Here is a 23,261-nt window from a genome sequence, read left to right on the forward strand (position 1 = left end):
TATCATAGACGTTCTGCCGCTTACCAGGATAAGTGAACCCGCCCACTATGACCGACCAAACTCAACTATTTTCGCGGCTGACTTTTACCCTTGCTGATAACAGCCGCACGCCGCTGTACAAACGCTTTGCCACTGCAATTAAAGATGCGGTGCGTGATGGCGTGTTAGTGCATGAAGAGATCCTGCCGAGTGAGCGTGACTTCAGCCAGTCGCTGAACATTTCGCGCATTACCGTGCGTAAAGCCATGGATGCGCTGGAAAAAGAGGGCGTGGTATTGCGCTCTCGAGGCTACGGTACGCAAATCTGCAGCCAGTTAGAGTACTCACTGAAAGAGCCGAAAGGCTTGTCGCAGCAAGCGGTATTGCGTGGTAAAAAGCCCGACACCGTGTGGATTAACAAAAGCAAAATCCATTGCGATGCAGAAATCGCTGAGAAATTGGGGCTGGACAAAGGCAGCGAAGTGTATTTGCTGAAACGTATTCGTTATGTCGATCAGCAAGCGGTGTCGGTGGAAGAATCCTGGGTGCCGGCGCGCTATATCGCTAATGCGGATGAGATTGGCATTTCGCTTTACGACTATTTCCACCAGCAACAAATTCTGCCGGTAAAATCGCAAAGCAGAGTGAGTGCTCGCATGCCTAATGAGGCGCTGCAGCAGCAGATCGCCCTACCCGACAACGTACCTGTTTTGGTGATCAAGCAGCTGGCGTTAGATGCGCAGGGCAATCCGCTGGAGTACAGCATTAGCTACTGTCGTAGCGATATGTATGTGTTTATTGCGGAGTAAGGCGCTGTTGCCAGTAAGCTGTTAACGTGGCGCGATCGGGCGCGCAATCGCCGCCGCGTTGTGACACCACAAAAGACGCCACCGCGTTGCCCAGCGCGACGCTTTCTGCCAGCGACCAACCCGACGCTAATCCCGCCAGTAATCCACCCGCGTGGCTGTCGCCTGCGCCGATAGTATCGACCACTTTTGTCGGCAGCGCCGGCATCCAGCCCTGGGTTTCCGCGTTAACGAAACCGGCGCCTTCGCTATCAAGTCGCACCACCATCGCGCCACCGAATCGCTGCTGCCAGCACGTCATTAACTTATGCGCATCAAAGGGTTCTGTTTGATTCATACGTTCATGCCACAGCAGTTCGGCTTCCTGTCTGTTCACTGTAATCAGTGGATGGCACGCCATAACGCGTTCGAAATGCGCATCACCGATATCCGCCAGACGCGGACCGAAATCCACCAGCAACTGATACGGCTGGCTTTGCTGCTCCAGCCAGTCGATCAGCACATCACCGCTTTTGCTGGTGAGCTGATAGCCGGAAAGGTAGATCCAGCGATTGGCCAGCTGCGGCAACGTGTTCAGCAGCGCTGCATCCCACTGATTTTCCACGCCGCTCACTGACAGAAAAGTACGCTCGCCATCAGGTTCCACTAACGCTAAACACCAGCCGTTATCGCCTTTCGCCGTTTCCAGCACGCTGTGGATGCCATATTCCGTCAGCTTCTGCCGCACTATGCTGGCCCAAGTGCCGTTGCCGAGCGGCAGCGCATTGATGGACGGGATGCCAAGCCGGTGCAGCGCAATCGCCACATTTAGCGCACAGCCGCCCACGTTGACGCCCTGCTGATGGAGCTCAATATCGCTGCCACGATGGGGCAACGAGTAAGCGTCAGCAATCACATCCACTACCGCCGCACCAATCACAAGCACTGGCAGACGGCTTTCAAGTCTCTGCAGATCATCAGGCGTCAACATAAGCGGCCTCGCGCTGCTGGCGGAAACGCGTGAATGCAGCGCTGTAACGAGTGAAATCCAGCGCGTTAGCTGCATCCAGCTCGGCTTTCAAGGCAACGTCGATGCTGTCGATGCCGTGCAGCGCGCCGCAAATGGCCACCGCCATCGCGCCGATGGTATCGGTATCGCCGCCGAGGTTAGCGCAAAGGATCGCGCAGCGATTAGGATCGGTCTCGGCCAATTCCACCATCGCAATCGCCGCCGGTACCGATTCAATGGTGCCGGTTCCGGTGCCCACCAAATCGTAAATCTTCTGCATGGTGGATTCCACGCCCCTGCCCTGCGCGACCACGCTTAACGCCAGTTCGAGGCGTGCCGCCATTGATGCGCTAAAGGTGGTGACACGCTTTTCCTGCGCCGCGCGTGCGATCGCAGGCAGTTCATCGCGGATCGTTGCCCAGCTGGCACCGTCAATGGCGCGTGAAACAGCCCATGCAATCACCGTCGCGCCGGAAATCGCGACATCCGATTTATGCGTTGGGCTCGACGCCAGTGCGACGGCATCGATGAATGCCGGTAAATCGCGTGCTGGCAGCAGACAGCCGAGCGGTGACACACGCATCGCTGCGCCGTTAGTCATGCCGTTATTTTCCAGCTGCGACACCGGCGTGCCGGCTTTCATGGCGTTGAGCGCGATTTTTGAGGTCGGTCCAAGCACGTTTTTGTTGAAGGCATCAAACGACTCAGCCCACTGCAAAATATTCGCACCAATGGTTTCGGCGTTGATCTCGCCATCGTGCGATACGATCGCATCAGCCAACGCCAGCGCCATAGAAGTGTCATCGGTAAAGGCCGCCCGGCCAAAGTAGCAGGCGGCGTTGTTCTCAGCCGGACCGGGCAGGAAGCGATCGATCCAGCCAAAGTGCTGCTTCACGCGTGAGCGCGGCCATAATTCGGATGGCATGCCCATCGCATCGCCCAGCGCCTGGCCGTAAAACGCGCCTAAAATCCGTTTTTCTTGCGTTGTCATCGTCATGGTGAAATCTCTTATTTATGGCTGTCAGCGGTTGCTGAATTTTCGAAAGCGGTAAGTTCATCGCTGCGTTTTTTGCCGTCGCGGAACAGGACGATAAAGGCGATGGTGATCATTACGATCATCACGCTGCCAAACATCCACATGCCTGCCCAGTTGAAAGTCTGCCCGTCGCGGGGTTGGTCGTAGGCGAACATTTCCTGCATCAGATAGCCGCCAAGGCGGTAACCCAGCAGGCTGCCGATACCCTGACAGGCCAGCGTGATCAGCCCTTGCGCAGCATTACGCATCGCCACTGGCGCTTTCTTATCAACGTAGATGTAAGCGGTGATGAAGTAGAAATCGTAGCTGACGCCGTGCAGCAGAATGCCCATGAACAGCAAGCCGTAAGTCAGCATGTTTTGATCGCCACCGAACACGAAGAACACGTAGCGCAGTGCGGCGGTGGTTAATCCCAGCAGCAGCACTTTGCCGATGCCAAAGCGTTTGATGAAGAACGGCAGCGCCAGCAGGAAGAAGATTTCCGAAACCTGGCCGAGCGTCATCCAACCGGTGGCGTGCGGTAAGCCGACTTCCGTCAGATAGCCTTCGGCAAAAATGTAGTAAAACGCCAGCGGCATGCTGAACAGGAAGGAGCAGACGAAGAACACGAGGAAGCTACGATCCTTCAGCAGATGCAGCGCATCCAGACCAAGCGCGACGCGCAGGCTGAATTTGCCGGTGCTTTTCGGCTCGGTGGCGGGCAACGTCAGGGCAAAAATGCCCAGTAACAGCGAGCTTGCGGCGGTGATCAATAACGGCACGTTGCTGGCTGAGATATCGCCATAGCCCAGCAGCGGCGGCAGGAAACCACAAACGATGCCAGACGCGATCCAGCCAAGTGTGCCCATGACGCGAATGCGCGGGTAATCACGCTCCACATCCGCGACGTGCGAAAACGCAATGCTATTGGTTAAGGCGATGGTGGGCATGTAAGTGAGCGCATACAGTAATAGCAACGGGAAGAAACCGCCGAAATGCGTTTGCTGAGCTGCGAAGAACATCAGAATCGATCCGACGATCGTCAGCAGCGACAACACTTTTTGCGCCTGGAAGAAGCGATCGGCCAGCGATCCGACAAGGATCGGCGACAGGATGGCGGCTATCGAAGTACAGGCGTAGCACCAGGCTATCTCAACCGGCGAGAAGCCGTTTTTGCTGAGAAATGCCCAGAGCGGTACAAACCATGCGCCCCAGATAAACCATTCAAGAAACATCATGAACGACAGTTTTGGGATTGTTGTTTTCATTTAAAAGGACTCCCCGGTGTAGGTGGAGGCAAATCTAACACCGGATATAATACCTTTGTAATACCACTGGTGGATTTTTTGAACTGGTCCACAACATTTTAAATGATGTGCAACGGTATGAGATGCGAGATATTTGGGGGCGGAGGATGGGAATAAGGGCGCGCCTGACGCGCCCTGTGATGCTTAGCGGCGGTTTTTCCATACCGTCTGAATATTGCAGAATTCGTGGACGCCAAAGCTTGACAGTTCACGACCATAGCCGCTCTTCTTCACGCCTCCAATCGCAACTCGCGGATCTGACGCACCATTGCCATTGATAAATACCGCGCCGGTCTCGAGTTTTTCCGCCAGTTCGTTGGCCAGCGCTTCGTTGCCGCTCCACACTGTTGCACTCAGCCCGAATTCGCTGTCGTTTGCCAGCTCAAGGGCATGTTGTGCATCACGAGCGACACTAATTGCTGCGACCGGGCCAAAGATCTCTTGCTGGAATGCGGTCATGGCTGGTGTGACATCGGCGAGGATCGTCGGGGCGTAATAGTTGCCTGGGCCGTCGATCTTATGGCCGCCTAATACCAAACGTGCGCCTTCCTTGATGGTCTGCTGCACTTGATTATCCAGCTCGTCACGCAGATCGTAACGCGCCATTGGTCCGATGTAGGTATCTTCTGCCAAAGGATCGCCGATCTTCAATGCCTGCACCGCTGCGCTGAAACGCGCCTCAAACGCTTCTGCGACGCTTTCTTCAATGATGAACCGCTTGGCTGCCATGCAGACCTGTCCTGTGTTCTGATAGCGTCCTGTGACCGCTGAGGCCACTGCAGCATCCAGGTCTGCATCCGCCAGCACGATGAAAGGATCCGCGCCGCCCAGCTCCAGTACAGTTTTCTTGAGTACTGCACCGGCTTGCGCTGCAATTGCACCGCCTGCACGCACGCTGCCGGTTACCGCTACAGCGGCAATACGCGGATCTTTGATCGCGGCTGAAACGCCATCGTTATCGACGTTGATCACGGTAAAGCCGCCTTTAGGCAGTTCGGTGGCGTCAAAAAGTGACTTCATCAGGTTGGCGGATCCCATTACGCTTGGCGCGTGCTTGAGCACGTAGGTATTGCCCGCCAGCAAGATGCTGACTGCGCCGCGCAGAACCTGCCAGTAAGGGAAGTTCCATGGCATTACAGCAAGAATCACACCAATCGGGCGAAATGACTGCCACGCTTGCTGGTTTTCCACCAATGTTGGTTTGTCGGCCAGGATCGTCGGACCGTTCTCTGCATACCAGTCACACAGATTGGCGCATTTCAGTACTTCAGCACGTGCCTGAGCGATAGGTTTGCCCATTTCCAGCGTGGCCATGGTTGCCAGCTCATCCTGACGTTGGCGGATCTGTTCTGCCAGTTGATGCAGCACTCTCACTCGCTGTGGCATTGAGGTATAGCGCCACTCTGCATAGGCATCAGCACTTTGCTGCAATGCGGCTTCCAACTCGGCTGCGCTCTGTAGCGGATAGCTTGCGAGGATGTCGCCGGTAGTAGGGTTGCGGGAGATAACGTTGTCAGTCATGAAATATAACCTCGTCATAAGTGATGTGTTGTTCGATGAAGTTCACTTTACGCCGGGATGTAATTTCTTAAAAATGAATAATAATGAGGAAGTTGTTCATTTATGGAGAAATAGAAGGATCCATATCGCATATAACTGATGATTTGGTGGGATCAAAGGGGATGTTATTGCAATGGGGCTGTTTTAAACATTTTGCCGGTCTAAAGCCACGTCAGTCCGGGCATTATTAAGTTATACAGTGAATAGATCTTAAAGAAAGATCATATAGAGATCTTAAAGAGATCCTAAGAGATCCCCGATCGTCGTAGGCCGCACCCCACAAGGGCTCAGAAGGTGATCGCGTTCACTATAATGAGTAAAGTGTTCACTGGAGTCAGTAGTTTATTCACTATAGAGAGTAGAATGTTCACTATAAACAGTGTTAATGTTCACTGTAATCAGAAAACGACCCTTTTCATCCACAGAATGAAGATCTCAGGCTATGGCAGATAAAGAGAGTGAAAACAAGGCGTTACTTGAGCCTTTTCTGTCGGTGACAAAAAATAGCGGTGAAGTTATTCAACTCCACCCCAATAAAAATAACACCGTACAACCGGTCGCTTTAATGCGCTTGGGTCTGTTTGTTCCTACATTGAAGTCCACCGCGCGCGGTAAATCAGGCGCGATGGCATCGACCGATGCAACGAAAGAGCTGAAGAACCTTTCTTTAGTGAAATCGGAAGGCTATGAAAAAATTACCATTACCGGCGCAAGGCTGGACATGGATAATGATTTCAAAACCTGGGCCGGTATTATTCAGTCTTTCTCGCGTTATCCCTCAAAGGGCGACACCGTGACGCTGCCGTTTATCGATTTCGTTAAAATGTGCGGGATCCCTTCGGCAAACTCTTCGGCTGCGCTACGTAAGCGCTTAGATGCCTCTCTGCGACGCATTGCGACCAATACGTTGTCTTTTGAAGGTAATGGCAAAGCCTATCACACTCACCTTGTGCAATCGGCGTATTACGATCGTGAAAAGGATCTGGTGCGCATCCAGGCCGATCCAAAGTTATTCGAGCTCTATAATTTCGACCATAAAGTGTTACTGCAGCTGCGAGCCATTTCGCGTTTGAAGCGTAAAGAATCGGCTCAGGCGCTGTATACCTATCTCGAAAGTTTGCCAACGAATCCGGCGCCCATCTCTCTGGCGCGTTTGCGCATGCGTTTAAACCTGGGCTCGAAAACCACCACGCAAAACCACGTGGTGCGACGTGCGATGGAGCAGCTCAAAGAGATCGGCTATCTCGACTATTCGGAAGTGAAACGCGGCCGCTCAGTGTTCTTCATCATCCACAGCAGGACGCCAAAACTCGACGGCATCAGCAATCTTGAAAGTATCGATTCGCTGGAAGATATCGAGTTTGAAGAGTGATCTTGCCCGTTCACTGTAATAAGTAATCCCCTTCAAGCTGTGTCACTTTTTGAGCAAAAGTGACACATGCTCTTCCGCTAACATTCACTGCAATCAGCTGTCCTCGCGTCATTCACTGTAATCAGCAACGTTCACTGTAATCAGAAGCCTTCTGCTTTTGCCATGTCTTCTGCGATGTCTTCAACGGCGTTGTGCCCTTTCTAAGCTACTTTTAAAGATAGTGAGTACTTACAAGGGCGGTGATGCAGTACTCAAATTCCTTTTTTAACTGCCTTTCTACTGATCGTAGTGAACGTTTGTTCGAGCGCTCGCTTTCACTGATTACAGTGAATGCTAATCACAGCGCTGCATGCTGAATACAGTGAACGATCAAATGCAACTTTATGATTTATAAGTATCAAAAAAGCCTGTTTCAAACGGATTCACTGTAATCAGCAGTTTGACTGTGAATACAGCCAGTAAAAGTGACAGGGTTGGTCACTATGCTGATTACAGTGAACGTTTGGTCTGTCTTCTCACTAAAGTGAACTGAAACGAGAGACGTTCGTACTGACGCTCATATGCCGCTTGAATAACATGTCACGCTGTCACTGATTACAGTGAACGTTACCAATTCGTCCCCTGCCCTGCCGGGTTTGCAGCATGAAACAAACTCGCTCAGCGCAACGTTTTTTACTGAATACAGTGAACGTTGGGCGTTTTAATCAGCAGCGTGTTTCTACTGATTACAGTGAATGTTGTTGACGACATTATGGATATTTCGCTGTATCGCATATGGCGATTCCTGGCATATCAGCTTGTCGGCAAATAACACTCTACTGATTACAGTGAACGTTCGTCTTATCATGCTTGTCTGGCTGTACTGATTACAGTGAACGTTCTTTACAGCGTCATAACTTTTACTGATTACAGTGAATGTTCTCAGTCAGGCCGAATAGACTTACTGATTATAGTGAACGGTTTATCGCAGTGCGATAACGTCTACTGATTACAGTGAATCTTTGCCGATGAAGAGTACAAGGCTTTTACTGATTACAGTGAACGTTGGCGTTATGTGAAAACGTCTTCAGGATTTGCTGATTACAGTGAATATCTCAACAGCTTGGTACTTATCGTTGCTCTCTCGCCTGTTTTTACTTCCAGGCATCATCTACTGATTACAGTGAATCTTCAGCCACCGCTCGCTGATTACAGTGAACCTTTTACTGATTGCAGTGAACGTTGGTCATCGACGCATTTTTGCTAGCTGATTACAGTGAACGTTCCAGCAATTTCAGCCGCCACAACCCTTCTCCTTTCTCTACTTAAAGCATACAGGGTAGAAATCAGCTACTGACTACAGTGAATCTTTGCCCCAATCAACGATAAATCAGCGGTTCAAAATCGTACAAAAAACCAATATGGCTAAATTACCATCACTGATTACAGTGAATATTTTCGTTAACGTGCTCTTAATCAAGGTGTTTTCACATAACTTATTCTTCCTGTGCAGAAGAGATATATTTGCCTCATGTGCTGGATTTATGTATAAAGTCATAAATCCTACATGTGTGGAGCAAGTATGGCTAACGATGAGAAGCAGGTTCTGAAGGTCGCACAACGTTCAGAAAGAATGCTGATGAGCCTGACTGAACAGATTCAGGCGCAGAAAGAAGAATTGCGGGAAAACACGTTCTATCAGGTTTACGCTAAAGCGGCGTTAGCCAAACTGCCCAAATTGACGCGTGCGAGCGTGGATTACGCTGTCAACGAAATGGAAGAAAATGGTTATTCGTTCGATAAGCGTGCAGCGGGCAGCTCAACCAAGTATGCGATGTCGATCCAGAATATCATCGATATCTATCACCATCGCGGTGTGCCCAAGTACCGCGATCGCCACCATGAAGCCTTTAGCATCTTTGTTGGCAACCTCAAAGGCGGCGTTTCGAAAACGGTCTCTACCGTTTCGCTGGCACACGCATTACGTGCGCATCCGCATCTGCTGTTTGAAGATCTGCGTATTCTGGTCATCGATCTGGACCCGCAATCTTCCGCCACCATGTTCCTGAACCATCAACGTTCAGTGGGATTAGTAGAAGCGACCGCCGCACAAGCGATGCTGCAGAACGTCAGCCGCGAAGAGTTGCTCAACGAGTTTATCGTTTCCTCGATTATTCCGGGCGTCGATGTGCTGCCGGCGTCAATTGATGACGCCTTCATTGCCTCGCGTTGGGAAGAGTTGTGTGCCGCTCACCTGCCCGAGCAAAACATCCACGCGGTGCTGTATGACAATGTAGTGGCCAAGCTGAAGAAAGATTACGACTTTATCTTTATCGACAGCGGCCCGCATCTTGATGCCTTCCTGAAGAACGCCATTGCTGCTTCAGACCTGCTGATGACGCCAGTGCCGCCCGCGCAGGTGGATTTCCACTCCACGCTGAAGTACTTAACGCGTTTGCCGGAGTTGATTGGCATCATTGAAGAATCGGGCGCAGCCTGCCGTTTGCAGGGCAACATTGGCTTTATGTCTAAACTGTCGAATAAAGCGGACCACAAGCTGTGTCACAGCCTGGCGAAAGAGATTTTTGGCGGCGATATGCTTGATGCTGCATTGCCGCGTCTGGATGGCTTTGAGCGCTGCGGAGAGTCGTTTGATACGGTTATCTCAGCCAATCCATCAACCTACGTGGGCAGCACCGAAGCCTTAAAGAATGCGCGTTCAGCGGCGGAAGATTTCGCGAAAGCCGTATTTGACCGTATTGAATTCATTCGCCTGAACTGAGGTTACTATGAGCGCAAAAAGAATCACTATTGGCCGAACTTTCAGCCAGACACCATTGCAGACTGAAGAAAGCGCCGATGGCCATTCTCAGACATTTATTCTGGCGACGGGTAAACGCGCCCTGTTCACGCTGGAGCACATCCCGGCGAAGGAAATTGAAGAGAAAACCTTCGTTAAGATGGAAACCAATGGCCGCGATCAGTCTGGCCTGACGCCAGAATCGCTGCGCGACATCATTCGCACCATCAAATTGCAGCAGTTTTTCCCGGCGATTGGCGTAAAGCGTGACGATCGCATTGAGATTCTCGATGGTTCACGCCGTCGTGCAGCGGCTCTGCACTGCAAAACTGGGCTTGATGTGTTGGTTACAGACGTGGCTATCTCGGCGGAAGAAGCGCGCCGTTTAGCCCAGGATATTCAGACCGCGCGCGAGCACAATCTGCGTGAAGTGGGCATGCGTCTGCTATCGCTTAAAGAGAGTGGATTGTCGCAGAAAGAGATTGCGCAAAGCGAAGGCTTATCGCAGGCCAAGGTAACGCGTGCATTGCAAGCGGCAAGCGTGCCGCTTGAGCTGGTAACGCTGTTCCCGAATCATTCAGAGCTGACCTATCCTGACTATAAATCGCTGCTTCAGGCGTATGAGAAGCTGCAGGAAACCGGACAAACGGTTGATGCCCTGATCGATACTATCGGCATGGATGTTGATACTGTATGCGCGCGCGATGGATTGGCTGAAGACGAAGTGAAGAATGGCATTCTGCGTTTAGTGCGTAACGGTAGCCAGACGCTGATTCAGTCACCGGCAAAAGATAAAACCGTGGCGACGCCATTGTGGAGTTTCGCCGATAAAGACCGCTTTGCGCGTAAGAAAACGCGCGGACGCATGTTCAGCTACGAGTTTAATCGCCAGTCAAAAGAGTTGCAGGAAGAGTTGGATAAGGTGATTAACGAGACGCTTAACAAGTATCTTAATCAGTAAGTGAAAAGCCGCCTCCGGGCGGTTTTTTTATGCCCTTCTCAATGCCTCGCCAGCGTAATTTCATCGCTAACTGTATGAAATATAGATTATCGCCGCGGAAATTTCAGCCTGAAATCGCCACTGTTTTAACCAGCAGCTCAAAGGTATCCGTTAATAAATCACCAATTACGATTAACTAACTGCAGCCAATTTAACCAGCTGTGCGCGAAAGCGACAAAACCCAGCCACAGCATAATTGCTGTCCAGCCAGCGAGTGAAATGTCATCTGCTCGCCCAATCGATTTCATCTCTATTGATATGAAATTTAAGGAGTTTTAGATAAAATTTCAGGCTGAAATCGCCAATCAACCTTTAGTTTCAGCCATCATCAAAAGTCCCTAATCGAGATTAGCCAGATGATATTCAATGATTTATCCACAGAAAACGTGGATAACTTTCAAAACCTACCTCACTCAATCAACGTTAAAGCTGATGAAAATTGCCAGACCGCATCGCGCACGCGCACAGGTTTATTAATCAGCCCCAACGCATAAAAGCGATCGGCGATGGTCTGCTGCTCTTTGATTACTTCGAAGGCCATCGCACGCGTTTTGTGGCTGCGGCGAGTCAAGGCACGTTCTACTGATGCGATTTCCAATCCCAGCTCCTGAGCCAATAACATTGACGCTTCTTGGCGATGGCTATCAATGAACAAACCCGTTTGTTGCAAACTCTCCACCAGCTGTCTGAGGATGTCATGGTGCTGTTCAACGTAATCACGCCGCGCCAGATAGAACTGATGATTATGTACGCGCCCTTCACCATTAACCAAAACCCGCAGTTCGGGATTGCTTTCCGCAGCGCTGAGCACCGGATCCCACATCATCCAGGCATCAACCGAAAGATAATCACTGGCGGTGAGCGGATATTTCGGCGGCGTATACACCACTTTGAGTCCATCCAGACCAATGCCCGCTTCCTCCAGTAGCTGCAGCAGTAGCCAGTGAACGTTCGAGCCTTTATTAACCGATATGCGCTTACCGCGCAGATCGCTGATGATACGAATATCACTGTCATGCGGTACCACGATGCCAACGCTGCTCGGCGCCGGCGGCTCCCACGCGATATAAGTCACTGCATTGCCACTCGCCTGAGCGAAGATTGGCGGTACTTCACCGGTGGTACCAAAATCGATTTCGTTGTTTTGCAGCGCATACAGCAGCTGTGGCCCGGCGGGAAACTCACTCCACAACACGCTAATGCCTTGCTGAGCGAAACAGTGTTCGAGGCTCTGACGGGCTTTTAACACCCCGAGATTGCCAAACTTCTGGTAGCCAATGCGCAGCTCACGCTCATGCGTCCCGTGTGTATGAGATGTCGACGTAGTTACCGGCGCTTTTCGCCGTCCTTTAATCATTCCCTGATTAGCCAGATGCGTGCGCAATGTGTGGCGGCTGATACCTAATAGCGCCGCAGCCTGGGTTTGATTGTGATCTGTCATCGATAGCGCATTGCTAATAAGGCTGCTGATAACGCGATCAAACAGTTGTTGCGGCTGACTGGTTAGCTGCTGCTGAAGAAAACTGTCGAGCGTTGAATCGTTTGACTCGTTAAAGCCATGTTCACTGTAACCAGCAAGTCGCAACTGTGCGGGCGTCAGCGTCTCTTCGCGGCTCAGCAATACGGCGTTATGTAGCGTGTTCTCCAGTTCACGGATATTGCCCGGCCAGCTGTATTCGCGCAGCGCTTCAAGCGCATCAGCAGAAAGACGCCGTGCCGGGCGCCCTAAACGTCGTGCGTAGAGGGCGAGGAAGTGCTGTGCCAGCAGCGGAATGTCTTCACGGCGCTGACGCAACGGCGGTAATGGCACCACCGCAATATTCAGGCGATAGAACAGATCTTCGCGAAAGCGTCGCTCGCGAATCGCCTGTGCCAAATCCACATGTGTAGCCGCGATAACTCGCACATCTACTTTGATAGCTTTACGCGAGCCTACGCGCGTAATCTCACGCTCCTGCAGCACACGCAGCAATTTAACCTGCAGTGAAGGGCTCAGCTCGCCAATCTCATCCAGTAGCAAGGTGCCGCCTTGCGCTGATTCAAACCAGCCGGGATGTGACTGCGTCGCGCCGGTAAAAGCGCCTTTCTCATGGCCAAACAACTCGGCTTCAGCCAGGCTTTCTGTCAAAGCACCGCAGTTAACCGCGAGGAAAGGGCCATTACGCCGTTGGCTGTGATGATGCAGATAGCGCGCCACCACTTCTTTACCTGTGCCGGTTTCGCCGACAATCAGAACGGTGGCATCCGTGGGCGCGAATTTATCCAGCAGCGATTGAAACGCCAGAGAAGCGGGATCGATTAAGCTCGGTGAATCGGTGTGGTTATAGGTGGTTAACATGGTATTGAGTCCTGTAACGAGCATATCGTTAACCTAAATGCTCACGCTGGCTATTAACACCATGTAAAAAGCATAAGCAGTTGCATATGCAGCAATTGCTGTTGCGCCAGAGTCGCAAATGCAACTTTTTTGGTTGACGGCGACAAGGCTAACCGCCTGAAATACGGCGATTCGCGGCAGTTAACAACCTGGCACGCTTTCTGCTAACAGCTATATAACCAAATAAGCAGTTCAAAATGATCATTTTTTAATAAAGTTATATAGGAAAAGCATAATGGCCGATTCCGCGAACGATAAAATTAATGTTTTCTGGTTTTTACCGACGCACGGTGATGGACGCTATCTCGGCACCACGCAAGGCGGACGCCCGGTCGATTTACCCTACTTACAGCAAGTGGCGCTCGCCGCCGACAATCTTGGCTTCTACGGCGTATTAATTCCTACCGGCAAAAGCTGTGAAGATTCCTGGCTGGTGGCCTCTGCGTTAGCGCCGATCACCAAACGTCTGCGCTATTTAGTTGCGGTGCGTCCTGGCCTGCAGCCGCCAACGCTGGCAGCTCGCATGGCGGCCACGCTTGATCGTCTGTCTGAAGGGCGTTTATTGATTAACGTGGTGACCGGCGGCGATCCGATTGAGAACAAAGGCGACGGCATTTTTCTCAACCACAGTGAACGTTATGAAGTCACCAAAGAGTTCCTCGACGTCTACAGCCGCCTGATGCGCGGCGATAAAGTGGATTACGAAGGCAAACACATTCACGTTGAAGGCGCAGAAGTGCTGTTTCCGCCGGTGCAGGTAAAGGGGCCGCCGCTCTATTTTGGTGGTTCATCTGAGGCGGCGATTGATGTAGCAGCGGAACAGATCGATACCTATCTCACCTGGGGCGAGCCGCCAGCGCAGGTTGCCGAGAAGCTGGAAGTGGTGCGCGCACGTGCAGAACAGCGCGGACGTAAGCTGGAATACGGCATTCGTTTGCATGTGATTGTGCGCGAGACCGAAGAAGAAGCCAAAGCGGCGGCAGATAAGTTGATTGGTCATCTTGATGAAGAGACCATCGCACAGGCGCAGAAAATCTTTGCGCGTATGGATTCCGCCGGTCAGGCACGAATGAGCGCGTTGCACAACGGCTCGCGCGACAACCTCTATATCTCGCCAAATCTGTGGGCGGGTGTGGGTCTGGTGCGCGGTGGCGCGGGCACTGCGCTGGTCGGCAGCCCGGAGCAGGTGGCTGAGCGTATCCGCGAATATCAGGCGCTGGGTGTCACCAACTTCATTCTGTCCGGTTATCCGCATCTGGAAGAAGCGCATCGCGTGGCCGAATTACTGTTGCCGCTGCTACCGCTGGCTAACGCACAGCAGCAGCGTGAACGCACCATTAACACCGGCCCGTTTGGTGAAACCATTGGTGGCGATAAGCGTCCGTCAAAACAGACGAGCGCCAGCTAATGCAGGAGAAGGCAATGGCACGGGTAATCATTGTTGGCGGTGGCTTTAGCGGCACAGCGCTGGCGATTCATCTCGCACGAACCTCATCGAGCAGATTACTGATTACAGTGGTCGAACCGCGCGCCAACCTCGGCGGCGGCGTTGCCTATTCCACGCAGGAGCCGGCGCACCGCATCAACGTGCCCGCTTCACGCATGCAGTTAAGCGGGGAAGAACAGGGCGCGTTTGATCGCTGGTATCGCCAACAGCCGGAATGTTCACTGGATTCAGTAGCGCACTGTGAAGACGGCGCGGTCTATCCGCAGCGCAGCCTGTTTGGTCGCTATCTGGCAGAACAGTTTGCCACCGCGGCGAAGGCGTATCCGCACATCACGCTGCGCCATGTTCAGGCCAGCGCCGTGGCCTGGGAAGGCGAGCAGCTGTTGCTCAGCAACGGAGAAACGCTGCAGGGTGATGTGCTGGCGTTAGCGATCAGTCATCCGCCGCCATCATTGCCGCGTGCGCTGCAACCGTTCTCGGCGCATCCGGCGTTGATTGCCAATCCGTGGCAGCACGGCGTATTAGACGCCATCGATCCTCAATCCTCGGTGGCGATTATCGGTACCAGCCTGAGCATGGCGGACGTGGTGGCTTCATTGGGCACCCGCCAGCATCGTGGCCCGTTAATCGCCTTCTCACGCCGTGGACAGCTCTCGCGCGACAACCTGAGCGGTGAATGGCCCGAATGGATGTTAGCCCCGCAGCAAGCGTCCAGCGCACGTCTGTGGCTGCGACATATTCGTGCCGAAGTCGCGCGTGCCGCGGAACAGGATTTGCCGTGGCAGCGCGTGCTCGATCAGGTGCGCGTGCAAGGCCAGGATATCTGGCAATCGCTGCCGCTGCGCGAGCAGCAAAGTTTTGTCCGTCATTTGCGTTCGTGGTGGGATGTGCATCGCTATCGCATCGCGCCGCAGGTGTCAGCGGTAATCAGCGCACGACGTCAGCAGGGCAGTTTGAAGGTGCTGGCCGCGCGCCTTAGCGACATCTCCGATGTCGGCAACCAACTGCAAATCACGCTACGCACGCGCGAGGGCGCCAGCCAAACCCATCGCCTCGATCATCTGATTGTCACAACCGGTCCCGGCCATGAAGCCTTAACTGCCAGCCAGCCGCTGCTGCAGTCGCTCAGCCAGCAAGGGCTAATCCGCGCTGACCTGCTCGGTTTTGGTATTGATGTCGACAGCCAGTCGCACACGCTCAATGTTACCGGCCAGCCTAATGCGCGCCTGTTTGTCGTCGGTCCCGCTGCGCGTGCGCGCTTCGGTGAACTAATGGGATTGCCGCAGGTCGCCGATCACGCCGCCGCTGTGGCGAAACATATTTTACAAGAACTGCAAATCGCTCCCGCCGAGCGATGTCCCCCTTCAGCGCTTTAATCTCTCAACATCCTAAAAATTAACTGACGAACGCCGGGTCGTAACACGATCACGGCCTCGCTATGGAGATTGCTATGCCATCGCAACGTGAAATTCGCTTGAACGCATTTGATATGAACTGTGTCGGACACCAGTCGCCGGGCCTGTGGGCACATCCGCGTGACCGTTCCTGGCAATACAAAGACCTGGAGTATTGGGTCGATTTGGCGCGCCTGCTGGAGCGCGGCAAATTTGACGGCCTGTTTATCGCTGACGTGCTCGGCGTTTACGATGTACTCAACGGCAACGGCGATGCGGCGATCCGCCAGGCGACGCAGGTGCCGGTCAACGATCCGTTAGCGCTGATTACGCCAATGGCGCTGGTGACCGAACACCTCGGCTTTGGTCTTACGGCGTCGCTGTCGTTTGAGCATCCCTATCCGTTTGCGCGCCGCTTATCCACGCTCGATCACCTGACCAAAGGCCGCATCGGCTGGAACATCGTCACCTCGTATCTGGAGAGCGGGGCGCGCAACATTGGGCACAAAACCCAGATCGATCACGATAGCCGCTACGATTACGCCGACGAGTATCTGCAAGTGGTGTACAAGCTGCTGGAAGGCAGCTGGGAGCAGGATGCAGTATTGCGTGACCGCGAACGCCGTATCTTCAGCGACCCGCGTAAAATCCATCCCATCAATCATCAGGGCACCTTCTTCAACGTGCCGGGCATTCACCTGTGCGAACCGTCACCGCAGCGCACGCCGGTGCTGTATCAGGCGGGCGCATCGAGTCGTGGCAAACAGTTTGCCGCAGAACATGCCGAATGCGTATTTGTTGCCGCGCCGTCAAAAGTGCTGCTGAAGAAAACCGTCGCCGATATTCGCCGCCGCGCGGTGGAAGCGGGGCGCGATCCTTACAGCATCAAAATCTTCAATCTGCAAACCGTGATTGTTGGCGAAACCGATCTGGCGGCGCAGGCGAAATGGAAAGAGTACACCACTTGGGTCAGCTACGAAGGCGCGCTGGCGCTGGTATCAGGCTGGACCGGTATCGACTTCGGCCAGTATCAGCCGGATCAGGTGCTGAAATATATCCACACCAATGCCATTCAATCGGCGGTCGAAACTTTCTCCACCGCTGATCCCGATCGTCAGTGGACGGTAAAAGCACTGGCGGATTGGGTTGGCATCGGCGGTTTTGGTCCGCTGATTGTCGGCAGCGCGGAAACCGTCGCGGACGAGTTGCAAAGCTGGGTTGAAGAGACCGACGTAGACGGCTTCAACTTCGCCTACGCACTGACGCATGAAACTTTTGAAGATGTGGTGGAGCTGCTGATCCCGGAGCTGCAAAAGCGCGGCGTCTATAAAAAAGAGTACGCGCAGGGCACGTTGCGCGAGAAGTTATTCTCCGCCGGCCCGCAGCTGCAAGCACCGCATCCGGGCGCGGGCTATCGCGTTAAATCCTCCACGCCGCAGGAGGTCTTATGATCGAAATAGATCAGCTTAGCAAACACTATCGCGCACCCGATGGCCGCATCACCGAGGTGCTGAAATCCATCAGCCTGCAAGTACCGCAAGCCAACATCACCGCGGTAGTTGGGCCGAGCGGCGCGGGTAAATCGACGCTGGCGAAGTGCATCAGCCTGCTAGAGCAACCGAGCGCCGGCAGCATCCGCGTTAACGGCAACGATCTTTCTCGTCTGGATGGCGAAGCGCTGCGTCAGGCGCGTCGCTCAATTGGTACCGTGTTCCAGTCTTCCGCGCTGCTGCAACGCAAAACCGCGTGGGAGAATATCGCCTTGCCGCTGCACTATCTTGGCGTGGTGGATCGCGATATTGCCGCGCGCGTGGGCGAACTGCTCGATAGCGTCGGCCTCAGCCACAAAGCCAAAGCCTATCCGGGCCAGCTTTCTGGTGGTCAGCGGCAGCGTATTGGTATCGCGCGTGCGCTGGCATTGCGCCCGTCGGTGTTGCTGGCAGATGAAGCCACTTCAGGGCTCGATCCCGAAGCCACCGTCACCGTGCTCGACCTGCTGAAAAAACTGCGTGATGACTACAAGCTGGCGATTGTGCTGATCACCCATGAAATGGATGCGGTGCGTCAGGCGGCAGATGCGGTAGCGGAAATTCGCGACGGCCAAATCGTGCAGTATGGCGTGGTGAAAGAGCTACTGGCGCAACCCGATTCGCTATTGGGGCAGCGCCTGTTCCCGCTGGCGGCGCAGGCGGGCGATGCCGAACTGGTGTTGCAGCTCAGCTATCGCACCGATGTGCCGGTTGTCAGCGACTGGATTTCGCGCCTCAGCCAGCAGTTTGGTTTGCGTATTGATCTGCTCGGCGCGCACGTTGAGCAGGTGAATGGTCTGCAAGCTGGCCGCCTGAAGGTGGGCATTCACTATCAGCAGGAACGCGTGCCGCTGGCGCGTTTGCTATCGCAGCTGGAACAGTTGGGCTTAGTTGCCAGCGTTTCCGGCAGCGTGTTGCCATTGCGGGAGGCGGTATGAGCATATCAGTGATAAGTCAGGATACGCCGTGGCCAGAAATCCCGGCGCTGATGCTGCCCGCTCTGGGCGAAACCGCGTTGATGGTGGCGATCGTGATGCTGTTCGTGGTCACCTTCGGCGGCATCGTCGGCGTGGTGCTGTTCAACACCTCGGTGCGCGGTCTGTTTCCGCATCGCGGAATTAATAGAGTGTTGAGTTGGATTGTCAACATGGGCCGTTCGCTGCCGTTTATGGTGCTGATGGCGGCCATCATTCCGTTCACCTTCTGGCTTACCGGCACCACCATCGGCATTCCTGCCGCCGTTGTGCCGATGATCGCCGCGGGTATTCCGTTCTTTGGCCGTCTGGTGGACAACGCGCTGCGTGAGCTGCCCGGTGAAGTGACGGCGGTGGGCTTGGTGTGCGGCGGTTCGCGCTGGCAGATCATCCGCTCGGCACAACTTAGCGAAGCGCTGCCGGCGATTGTGGCGGCAGTGACGCTCAACCTGATCTCAATGATTGAGTACTCCGCCATTGCCGGCACCATCGGCGCGGGCGGTATCGGCTATCTGGCGGTGGTGTACGGTTATCAGCGCTTCGATAATCACATCATGATCGCCACAATCGTGGTGCTGATCGCCTTAATTCAAACCATTCAATTTCTCGGCGACCGTTTGGTCACCGCATTACGCCATCCTCAGGGGACATCGTTATGACAACACAAGATTTCGAGCTGCGTAAAACCCGCCGCTGGCCGTGGCTGCTACTGATTATAGTGGTCGTTTTACTTGCAGCAGGCGGCTGGTTCTGGCGCAGCCAACAGGCGCAGGCGGTGGTTTTTGGCACCACGCTGAAGGTGCATTTTGAACCGGCGATGGCGGGCGAGCAGAAGCTGATTGAATACGTTGGCGAGCACATCGCGCCCGATTATGGCCTGAAGCTGGAGGCGGTTGGGGTGCAGGATCCGGTGCAAGCCGACCGCGCGGTAGCGGAAGGGCAGTATGCCGCCACCGTGTATCAGCATCAGTGGTGGCTAAAGCAAGTGGTGGATGCCAACGGTTTTGCGCTCACCTCAACGCTGCCGCTGTTCCAGTGGGCGTTTGGCATCTACTCCGATCGCTACACATCGGTAGCGGATCTGCCGCAGGGCGCGACCATCGTGGTGCCGGATGATGGCGCCAATCAGGGCCAGGCATTATGGTTGCTGGCGCGTCAGGGTTTAATCACGCTCGATCCCAACGTCGAGCCGCGCACGGCCAAACTGAAGAACATTGTCGGCAATCCGCACGGTTTCGTGTTTAAAGAGCTCGATTTGCTGACCATGCCGCGTGCGCTCAACTCGGTGGATGCGGCGATTGGTTACGTTTCGCAATTTGATGCCGGTAAAGTGCCGCGCGAAAAAGGCATTCTCTTCCCGCCTGCGCCGCGCACTTTCGCCTCACAGCTGGTAATTGGCACGCCTTATCTGGACCAGGAAAACATTGAGAAGCTGAAAAAAGCCTTCTCCGATCCGCGCGTCCAGCAGTGGTTGAAGACCACCGACGATCCGCTGGTAAAAGGCGTATTGGTGCCGGTCTCAGCCGAATAAATGGTTGTTGTTTGAACACCCGGACGCGTCAGGCGTGTCCGGGTTTTTGTGTTGGCTAAAAATCATTTATCTAATTGATTTTAATGTAAATTTATATCAAGAATTGTTGTTTTGGCGCAGCCAGCAAAACGCTTATAACAATCTCACCTGCACTACAAAACAACAACGTGAGGCGTTATGAGTTCTCTTCCTTTAGAAAACACCATTCCGGTTTCCGAACCGGTACGTTCGGTCAGTGATGTGGCAAGGCTGATCAACACTCGCACCAAAAATGACAACTACGCGCGCATGATTGTGTTCCTCGCGCTCGGCGGCGTGTTCCTCGACGCCTACGATCTCACCACGCTGTCGTACGGCATCGATGATGTGGTGCGCGAGTTTCAGCTCTCGCCGCTGCTCACCGGCTTAGTCACTTCCTCAATTATGGTTGGCACCATCGTTGGCAATCTGGTGGGCGGCTGGCTGACGGATAAATATGGCCGCTATTCGGTGTTCATGGCCGACATGCTGTTCTTTGTGGTTTCAGCGATTGCGGCGGGGTTAGCGCCGAACGTCTGGGTGCTGATTGGCGCGCGCTTCCTGATGGGCGTGGGCGTCGGCATCGATTTGCCGGTGGCGATGTCATATCTGGCGGAGTTCTCCAAATTCGCTGGTAAAGGCAACAAGGCATCCCGACTCGCAGCCTGGTGCCCGATGTGGTATGCCGCGTCAACGCTGTGCTTCCTGCTAATCTTCGCGCTCTACTTCCTGCTGCCGAAAGAACATCTTGACTGGCTGTGGCGCGCGTCGCTGCTGTTCGGTGCGGTGCCGGCGCTGCTGATCATCGCGGTGCGCAGCAAATTTATGAACGAATCGCCACTGTGGGCGGCGAATCAGGGCGATCTGAAATCCGCGGTGCGCATCCTGCGTGATTCCTACGGCATTCACGCACACGAAGCGGAACACGAAGCGCCACCGGCTGCTGCGGCACCGAAAGTGAGTTTCCGCGTGCTGTTTGAGAAACCGTGGCGCGAACGCACCATCGTCGCGGGTGTGATGAACATCTGTATCTCGTTTGAATACACCGCCATTGCTTTCTTCCTGCCGTCGATTCTGGCGCAGTTCCTCGGCGCGGGCGTGTTTGAAACCATCTCGGCATCACTGGGACTCAACGCGCTGTTCGCCTTTACCGGCGGCCTGCTTGGCATGCGTCTGGCGTGGAAATATCCGTCGCGCCACGTCGCGATTGCTGGCTTTGCCCTGCAATTCTTTGCGCTGATCGCGCTGGCGTTAATTGGTCATCCGCAAGCCATCGCCGGAATCGTCTTTGCAGTTTTGATGCTCGGCCTGTGGCTGTTTGCCGAAGGCTTCGGGCCGGGCGCGCAACTGATGGTCTATCCAGCGCTTTCCTATCCAACCTCGATTCGCGCTACCGGCGTGGGCTTTAGCCGCGCACTTTCCGGCATCGGTAGCGCGTTAGCGCTGTTCATCCTGCCGATTCTGCAGGCCGCGCTCGGCACCAATATGTTTTGGGTGGTATCGCTGGCAGCGATCATCCCGATCTTCTTCCTGCTGGCGGTGCGCCACGAGCCCACGCTGCATGACATCGACGATCTTTCACCTCAGGAGTCACCATGAGCTTATTGGCAACAGGCACCGATTATGAGGCGCTGGCGGCGCACTTCCGGCCGATTTTCGCGCGCATCGCTGAAGGAACGGTGGCGCGCGAGCGGGAACGTACTTTGCCGCATCAACCGATTAGCTGGCTGAAAGAGGCGGGATTCGGCACGGTGCGCATTCCGCAAGAGAAGGGCGGTTGGGGCGCATCGCTGCCGCAGCTGTTCCAGCTGTTAACCGAGCTGGCAGAAGCCGACTCGAATCTGCCGCAGGCGCTGCGCGCGCATTTCGCTTTTGTCGAAGATCGATTGAATCAGCCGGATAGCGCGGAACGCGATCGCTGGTTTGGCCGTTTTATTGATGGCGAGCTGGTGGGCAGCGGCTGGACGGAAATTGGCACGGTAAAACTCGGCGATGTCATCACGCGCGTCACGCCAGGCGAAAGCGGCTGGACGCTGAGCGGCGAGAAGTTTTACAGCACCGGCACGCTGTTCGCCGACTGGATTGATGTCTATGCGCGCCGCAATGACAATCAGGGCGACGTTATCGCTCTGGTGAACACTCACCAACCCGGGGTGACGCGTGAGGACGACTGGGACGGCTTTGGCCAGCGCTTAACCGGCAGCGGCACCACGCGTTTCGCTAACGCCCATGTCGAGCAGGAACACGTCTACGATTTCGCCACCCGCTTCCGTTATCAAACCGCTTTCTATCAGCATGTCTTGCTGGCCACGCTGGCGGGAATCGGTCGTGCGGTGGCGCGCGATGGTGCGCAGGCGGTGGCGGCGCGAAATCGGGTTTACAGCCACGGCAACGGCGGCGCTGTGCGTCAGGATGCGCAGATTCTGCAGGTGATCGGTGAAATTACCAGCCTGGCGTTTGCGGTGGAAGCCACGGTGCTCCGCGCGACACATTCACTGCAATCAGCATATGTTGCCCACGTCAGCAACGATGAAGCGCAAATTGCCGCAGCAAATGTGCTGGCCGAAGCAGAAGCGGGGCAGGCGCAGGTGATTGCCAGCGAATGGGTGACGCGCGCCGCCACCGAGCTGTTTAACGCATTGGGCGCATCAGATACGCGCGTCAGCAAAGCGCTGGATCGTCACTGGCGCAACGCGCGCACCCTGTCGTCACATAATCCGGTGGTGTACAAAGCGCGTGATATCGGCGACTGGAAAGTGAATGGCACCGCACCCACCAGTGTGTGGCAGATTGGCAGCGGAGAAGGCTGATAAAACCCGGTGCGCATAAATGCGCACCCTACAAATGCTCGAATCGTAGGGTCACTCCATCAATGTCAGATTATGGTCCAACATTTGGGGTGCAGTTCATGAATGGCGAGCATAACTTACAAACCCATTAAATCATCACGTTACATCACTATGTGAACCACAATCCAAAATTCAAAACTGTTCAATATTAAGCCAAAATTTACATTCGTGATCGCTGATTTATTAATTATGATTGGTCCTGTTTTTTTAAATGGATATCAGTAACAGGGAGCAACAGAATGCAATCAGCTAGCTTTCAAACGGGTATTTTTGGTTCACATAGCACCTGTCCCCACGGCATACAAACCTTCATTAGTGAGATAATTCTCTACACAT

17 protein-coding genes are annotated in these 23,261 nt (G+C 54.2%); 12 read left to right on the forward strand and 5 right to left on the reverse strand.

The genetic code is table 11. The features are described from left to right. Nucleotides 1-47: 47 nt before the first annotated feature. The gene (locus PO881_RS21430; protein WP_277975152.1) at nucleotides 48-788 is read left to right on the forward strand and encodes a GntR family transcriptional regulator; all 741 of its coding nucleotides are present in this window, start codon (nucleotides 48-50) and stop codon (nucleotides 786-788) included. Here PO881_RS21430 and PO881_RS21435 read toward each other — a convergent pair. From PO881_RS21435 to PO881_RS21450, 4 genes are all read right to left on the reverse strand, one after another. After that, nucleotides 775-1,755 (reverse strand): PfkB family carbohydrate kinase, encoded by a 981-nt coding sequence (locus PO881_RS21435; RefSeq protein ID WP_192414700.1) that lies wholly within the window; start codon nucleotides 1,753-1,755, stop codon nucleotides 775-777. The two genes, PO881_RS21430 and PO881_RS21435, sit on opposite strands and share 14 nt — an antisense overlap. Then, a complete protein-coding gene (locus PO881_RS21440) occupies nucleotides 1,742-2,764 on the reverse strand; it encodes an ADP-ribosylglycohydrolase family protein (protein ID WP_277975355.1) in 1,023 nt (340 codons plus the stop codon). Before PO881_RS21440 ends, PO881_RS21435 begins: the two co-directional genes overlap by 14 nt. A gap of 17 nt (nucleotides 2,765-2,781) precedes the next feature. Next, nucleotides 2,782-4,056: a nucleoside permease gene (locus PO881_RS21445; RefSeq protein WP_271460611.1), complete on the reverse strand. Its 1,275-nt coding sequence runs from the start codon at nucleotides 4,054-4,056 to the stop codon at nucleotides 2,782-2,784. Nucleotides 4,057-4,239: 183 nt separating this feature from the next. Continuing rightward, nucleotides 4,240-5,616: an aldehyde dehydrogenase family protein gene (locus PO881_RS21450; RefSeq protein ID WP_280173297.1), complete on the reverse strand. Its 1,377-nt coding sequence runs from the start codon at nucleotides 5,614-5,616 to the stop codon at nucleotides 4,240-4,242. 481 nt (nucleotides 5,617-6,097) lie between these two features. On the opposite strand from PO881_RS21450, the gene PO881_RS21455 reads away from it, so the two are divergent. The 3 genes from PO881_RS21455 to PO881_RS21465 all read left to right on the forward strand — a co-directional run bounded on the left by PO881_RS21455 (nucleotide 6,098) and on the right by PO881_RS21465 (nucleotide 10,767). Further along, complete coding sequence (locus tag PO881_RS21455; protein WP_007886110.1) at nucleotides 6,098-7,027, forward strand: RepB family plasmid replication initiator protein; 930 nt, start codon at nucleotides 6,098-6,100, stop codon at nucleotides 7,025-7,027. A 1,561-nt stretch (nucleotides 7,028-8,588) separates the two neighbouring features. Beyond that, nucleotides 8,589-9,788 carry an AAA family ATPase gene (locus tag PO881_RS21460; protein WP_280172925.1) on the forward strand — a complete coding sequence of 400 codons (1,200 nt, stop codon included), beginning with the start codon at nucleotides 8,589-8,591 and terminating at the stop codon, nucleotides 9,786-9,788. A gap of 7 nt (nucleotides 9,789-9,795) precedes the next feature. Next, nucleotides 9,796-10,767, forward strand: a complete 972-nt coding sequence (locus tag PO881_RS21465) for a ParB family protein (protein WP_110867047.1) — start codon at nucleotides 9,796-9,798, stop codon at nucleotides 10,765-10,767. 448 nt (nucleotides 10,768-11,215) lie between these two features. Here PO881_RS21465 and PO881_RS21470 read toward each other — a convergent pair whose 3' ends face one another. Continuing rightward, a complete protein-coding gene (locus tag PO881_RS21470) occupies nucleotides 11,216-13,144 on the reverse strand; it encodes a sigma-54-dependent Fis family transcriptional regulator (protein ID WP_280172926.1) in 1,929 nt (642 codons plus the stop codon). Between the two features lie 274 nt (nucleotides 13,145-13,418). Here PO881_RS21470 and ssuD point away from each other — a divergent pair, with 274 nt between their 5' ends. The 8 genes from ssuD (at nucleotide 13,419) to PO881_RS21510 (ending at nucleotide 22,886) form a co-directional block, all read left to right on the forward strand. Next, nucleotides 13,419-14,591, forward strand: coding sequence for an FMNH2-dependent alkanesulfonate monooxygenase (gene ssuD / locus PO881_RS21475; protein WP_280172927.1), 1,173 nt, complete (start codon nucleotides 13,419-13,421; stop codon nucleotides 14,589-14,591). Continuing rightward, the gene (locus tag PO881_RS21480; RefSeq protein ID WP_280172928.1) at nucleotides 14,591-16,006 is read left to right on the forward strand and encodes an FAD/NAD(P)-binding protein; all 1,416 of its coding nucleotides are present in this window, start codon (nucleotides 14,591-14,593) and stop codon (nucleotides 16,004-16,006) included. The genes ssuD and PO881_RS21480 overlap by 1 nt, the downstream gene beginning before the upstream one ends. A 74-nt stretch (nucleotides 16,007-16,080) precedes the next feature. Beyond that, a complete protein-coding gene (locus tag PO881_RS21485; RefSeq protein ID WP_280172929.1) occupies nucleotides 16,081-17,475 on the forward strand; it encodes an LLM class flavin-dependent oxidoreductase in 1,395 nt (464 codons plus the stop codon). Further along, nucleotides 17,472-18,491, forward strand: coding sequence for a methionine ABC transporter ATP-binding protein (locus tag PO881_RS21490; protein ID WP_280172930.1), 1,020 nt, complete (start codon nucleotides 17,472-17,474; stop codon nucleotides 18,489-18,491). The genes PO881_RS21485 and PO881_RS21490 overlap by 4 nt, the downstream gene beginning before the upstream one ends. Continuing rightward, nucleotides 18,488-19,186: a methionine ABC transporter permease gene (locus PO881_RS21495; protein WP_280172931.1), complete on the forward strand. Its 699-nt coding sequence runs from the start codon at nucleotides 18,488-18,490 to the stop codon at nucleotides 19,184-19,186. Before PO881_RS21490 ends, PO881_RS21495 begins: the two co-directional genes overlap by 4 nt. Next, entirely contained in the window at nucleotides 19,183-20,058 is an 876-nt protein-coding gene (locus tag PO881_RS21500; RefSeq protein WP_192414680.1) for a MetQ/NlpA family ABC transporter substrate-binding protein, read from the forward strand. The genes PO881_RS21495 and PO881_RS21500 overlap by 4 nt, the downstream gene beginning before the upstream one ends. Nucleotides 20,059-20,235: 177 nt before the next feature. Then, nucleotides 20,236-21,675 (forward strand): MFS transporter, encoded by a 1,440-nt coding sequence (locus tag PO881_RS21505; RefSeq protein ID WP_110867055.1) that lies wholly within the window; start codon nucleotides 20,236-20,238, stop codon nucleotides 21,673-21,675. Then, complete coding sequence (locus tag PO881_RS21510) at nucleotides 21,672-22,886, forward strand: acyl-CoA dehydrogenase family protein (protein ID WP_280172932.1); 1,215 nt, start codon at nucleotides 21,672-21,674, stop codon at nucleotides 22,884-22,886. Before PO881_RS21505 ends, PO881_RS21510 begins: the two co-directional genes overlap by 4 nt. The last annotated feature ends 375 nt before the right edge of the window (nucleotides 22,887-23,261 follow it).

Source organism: Pantoea sp. SS70, from assembly GCF_029866845.1.
Classification (GTDB): Bacteria; Pseudomonadota; Gammaproteobacteria; order Enterobacterales; family Enterobacteriaceae; genus Pantoea; species Pantoea leporis.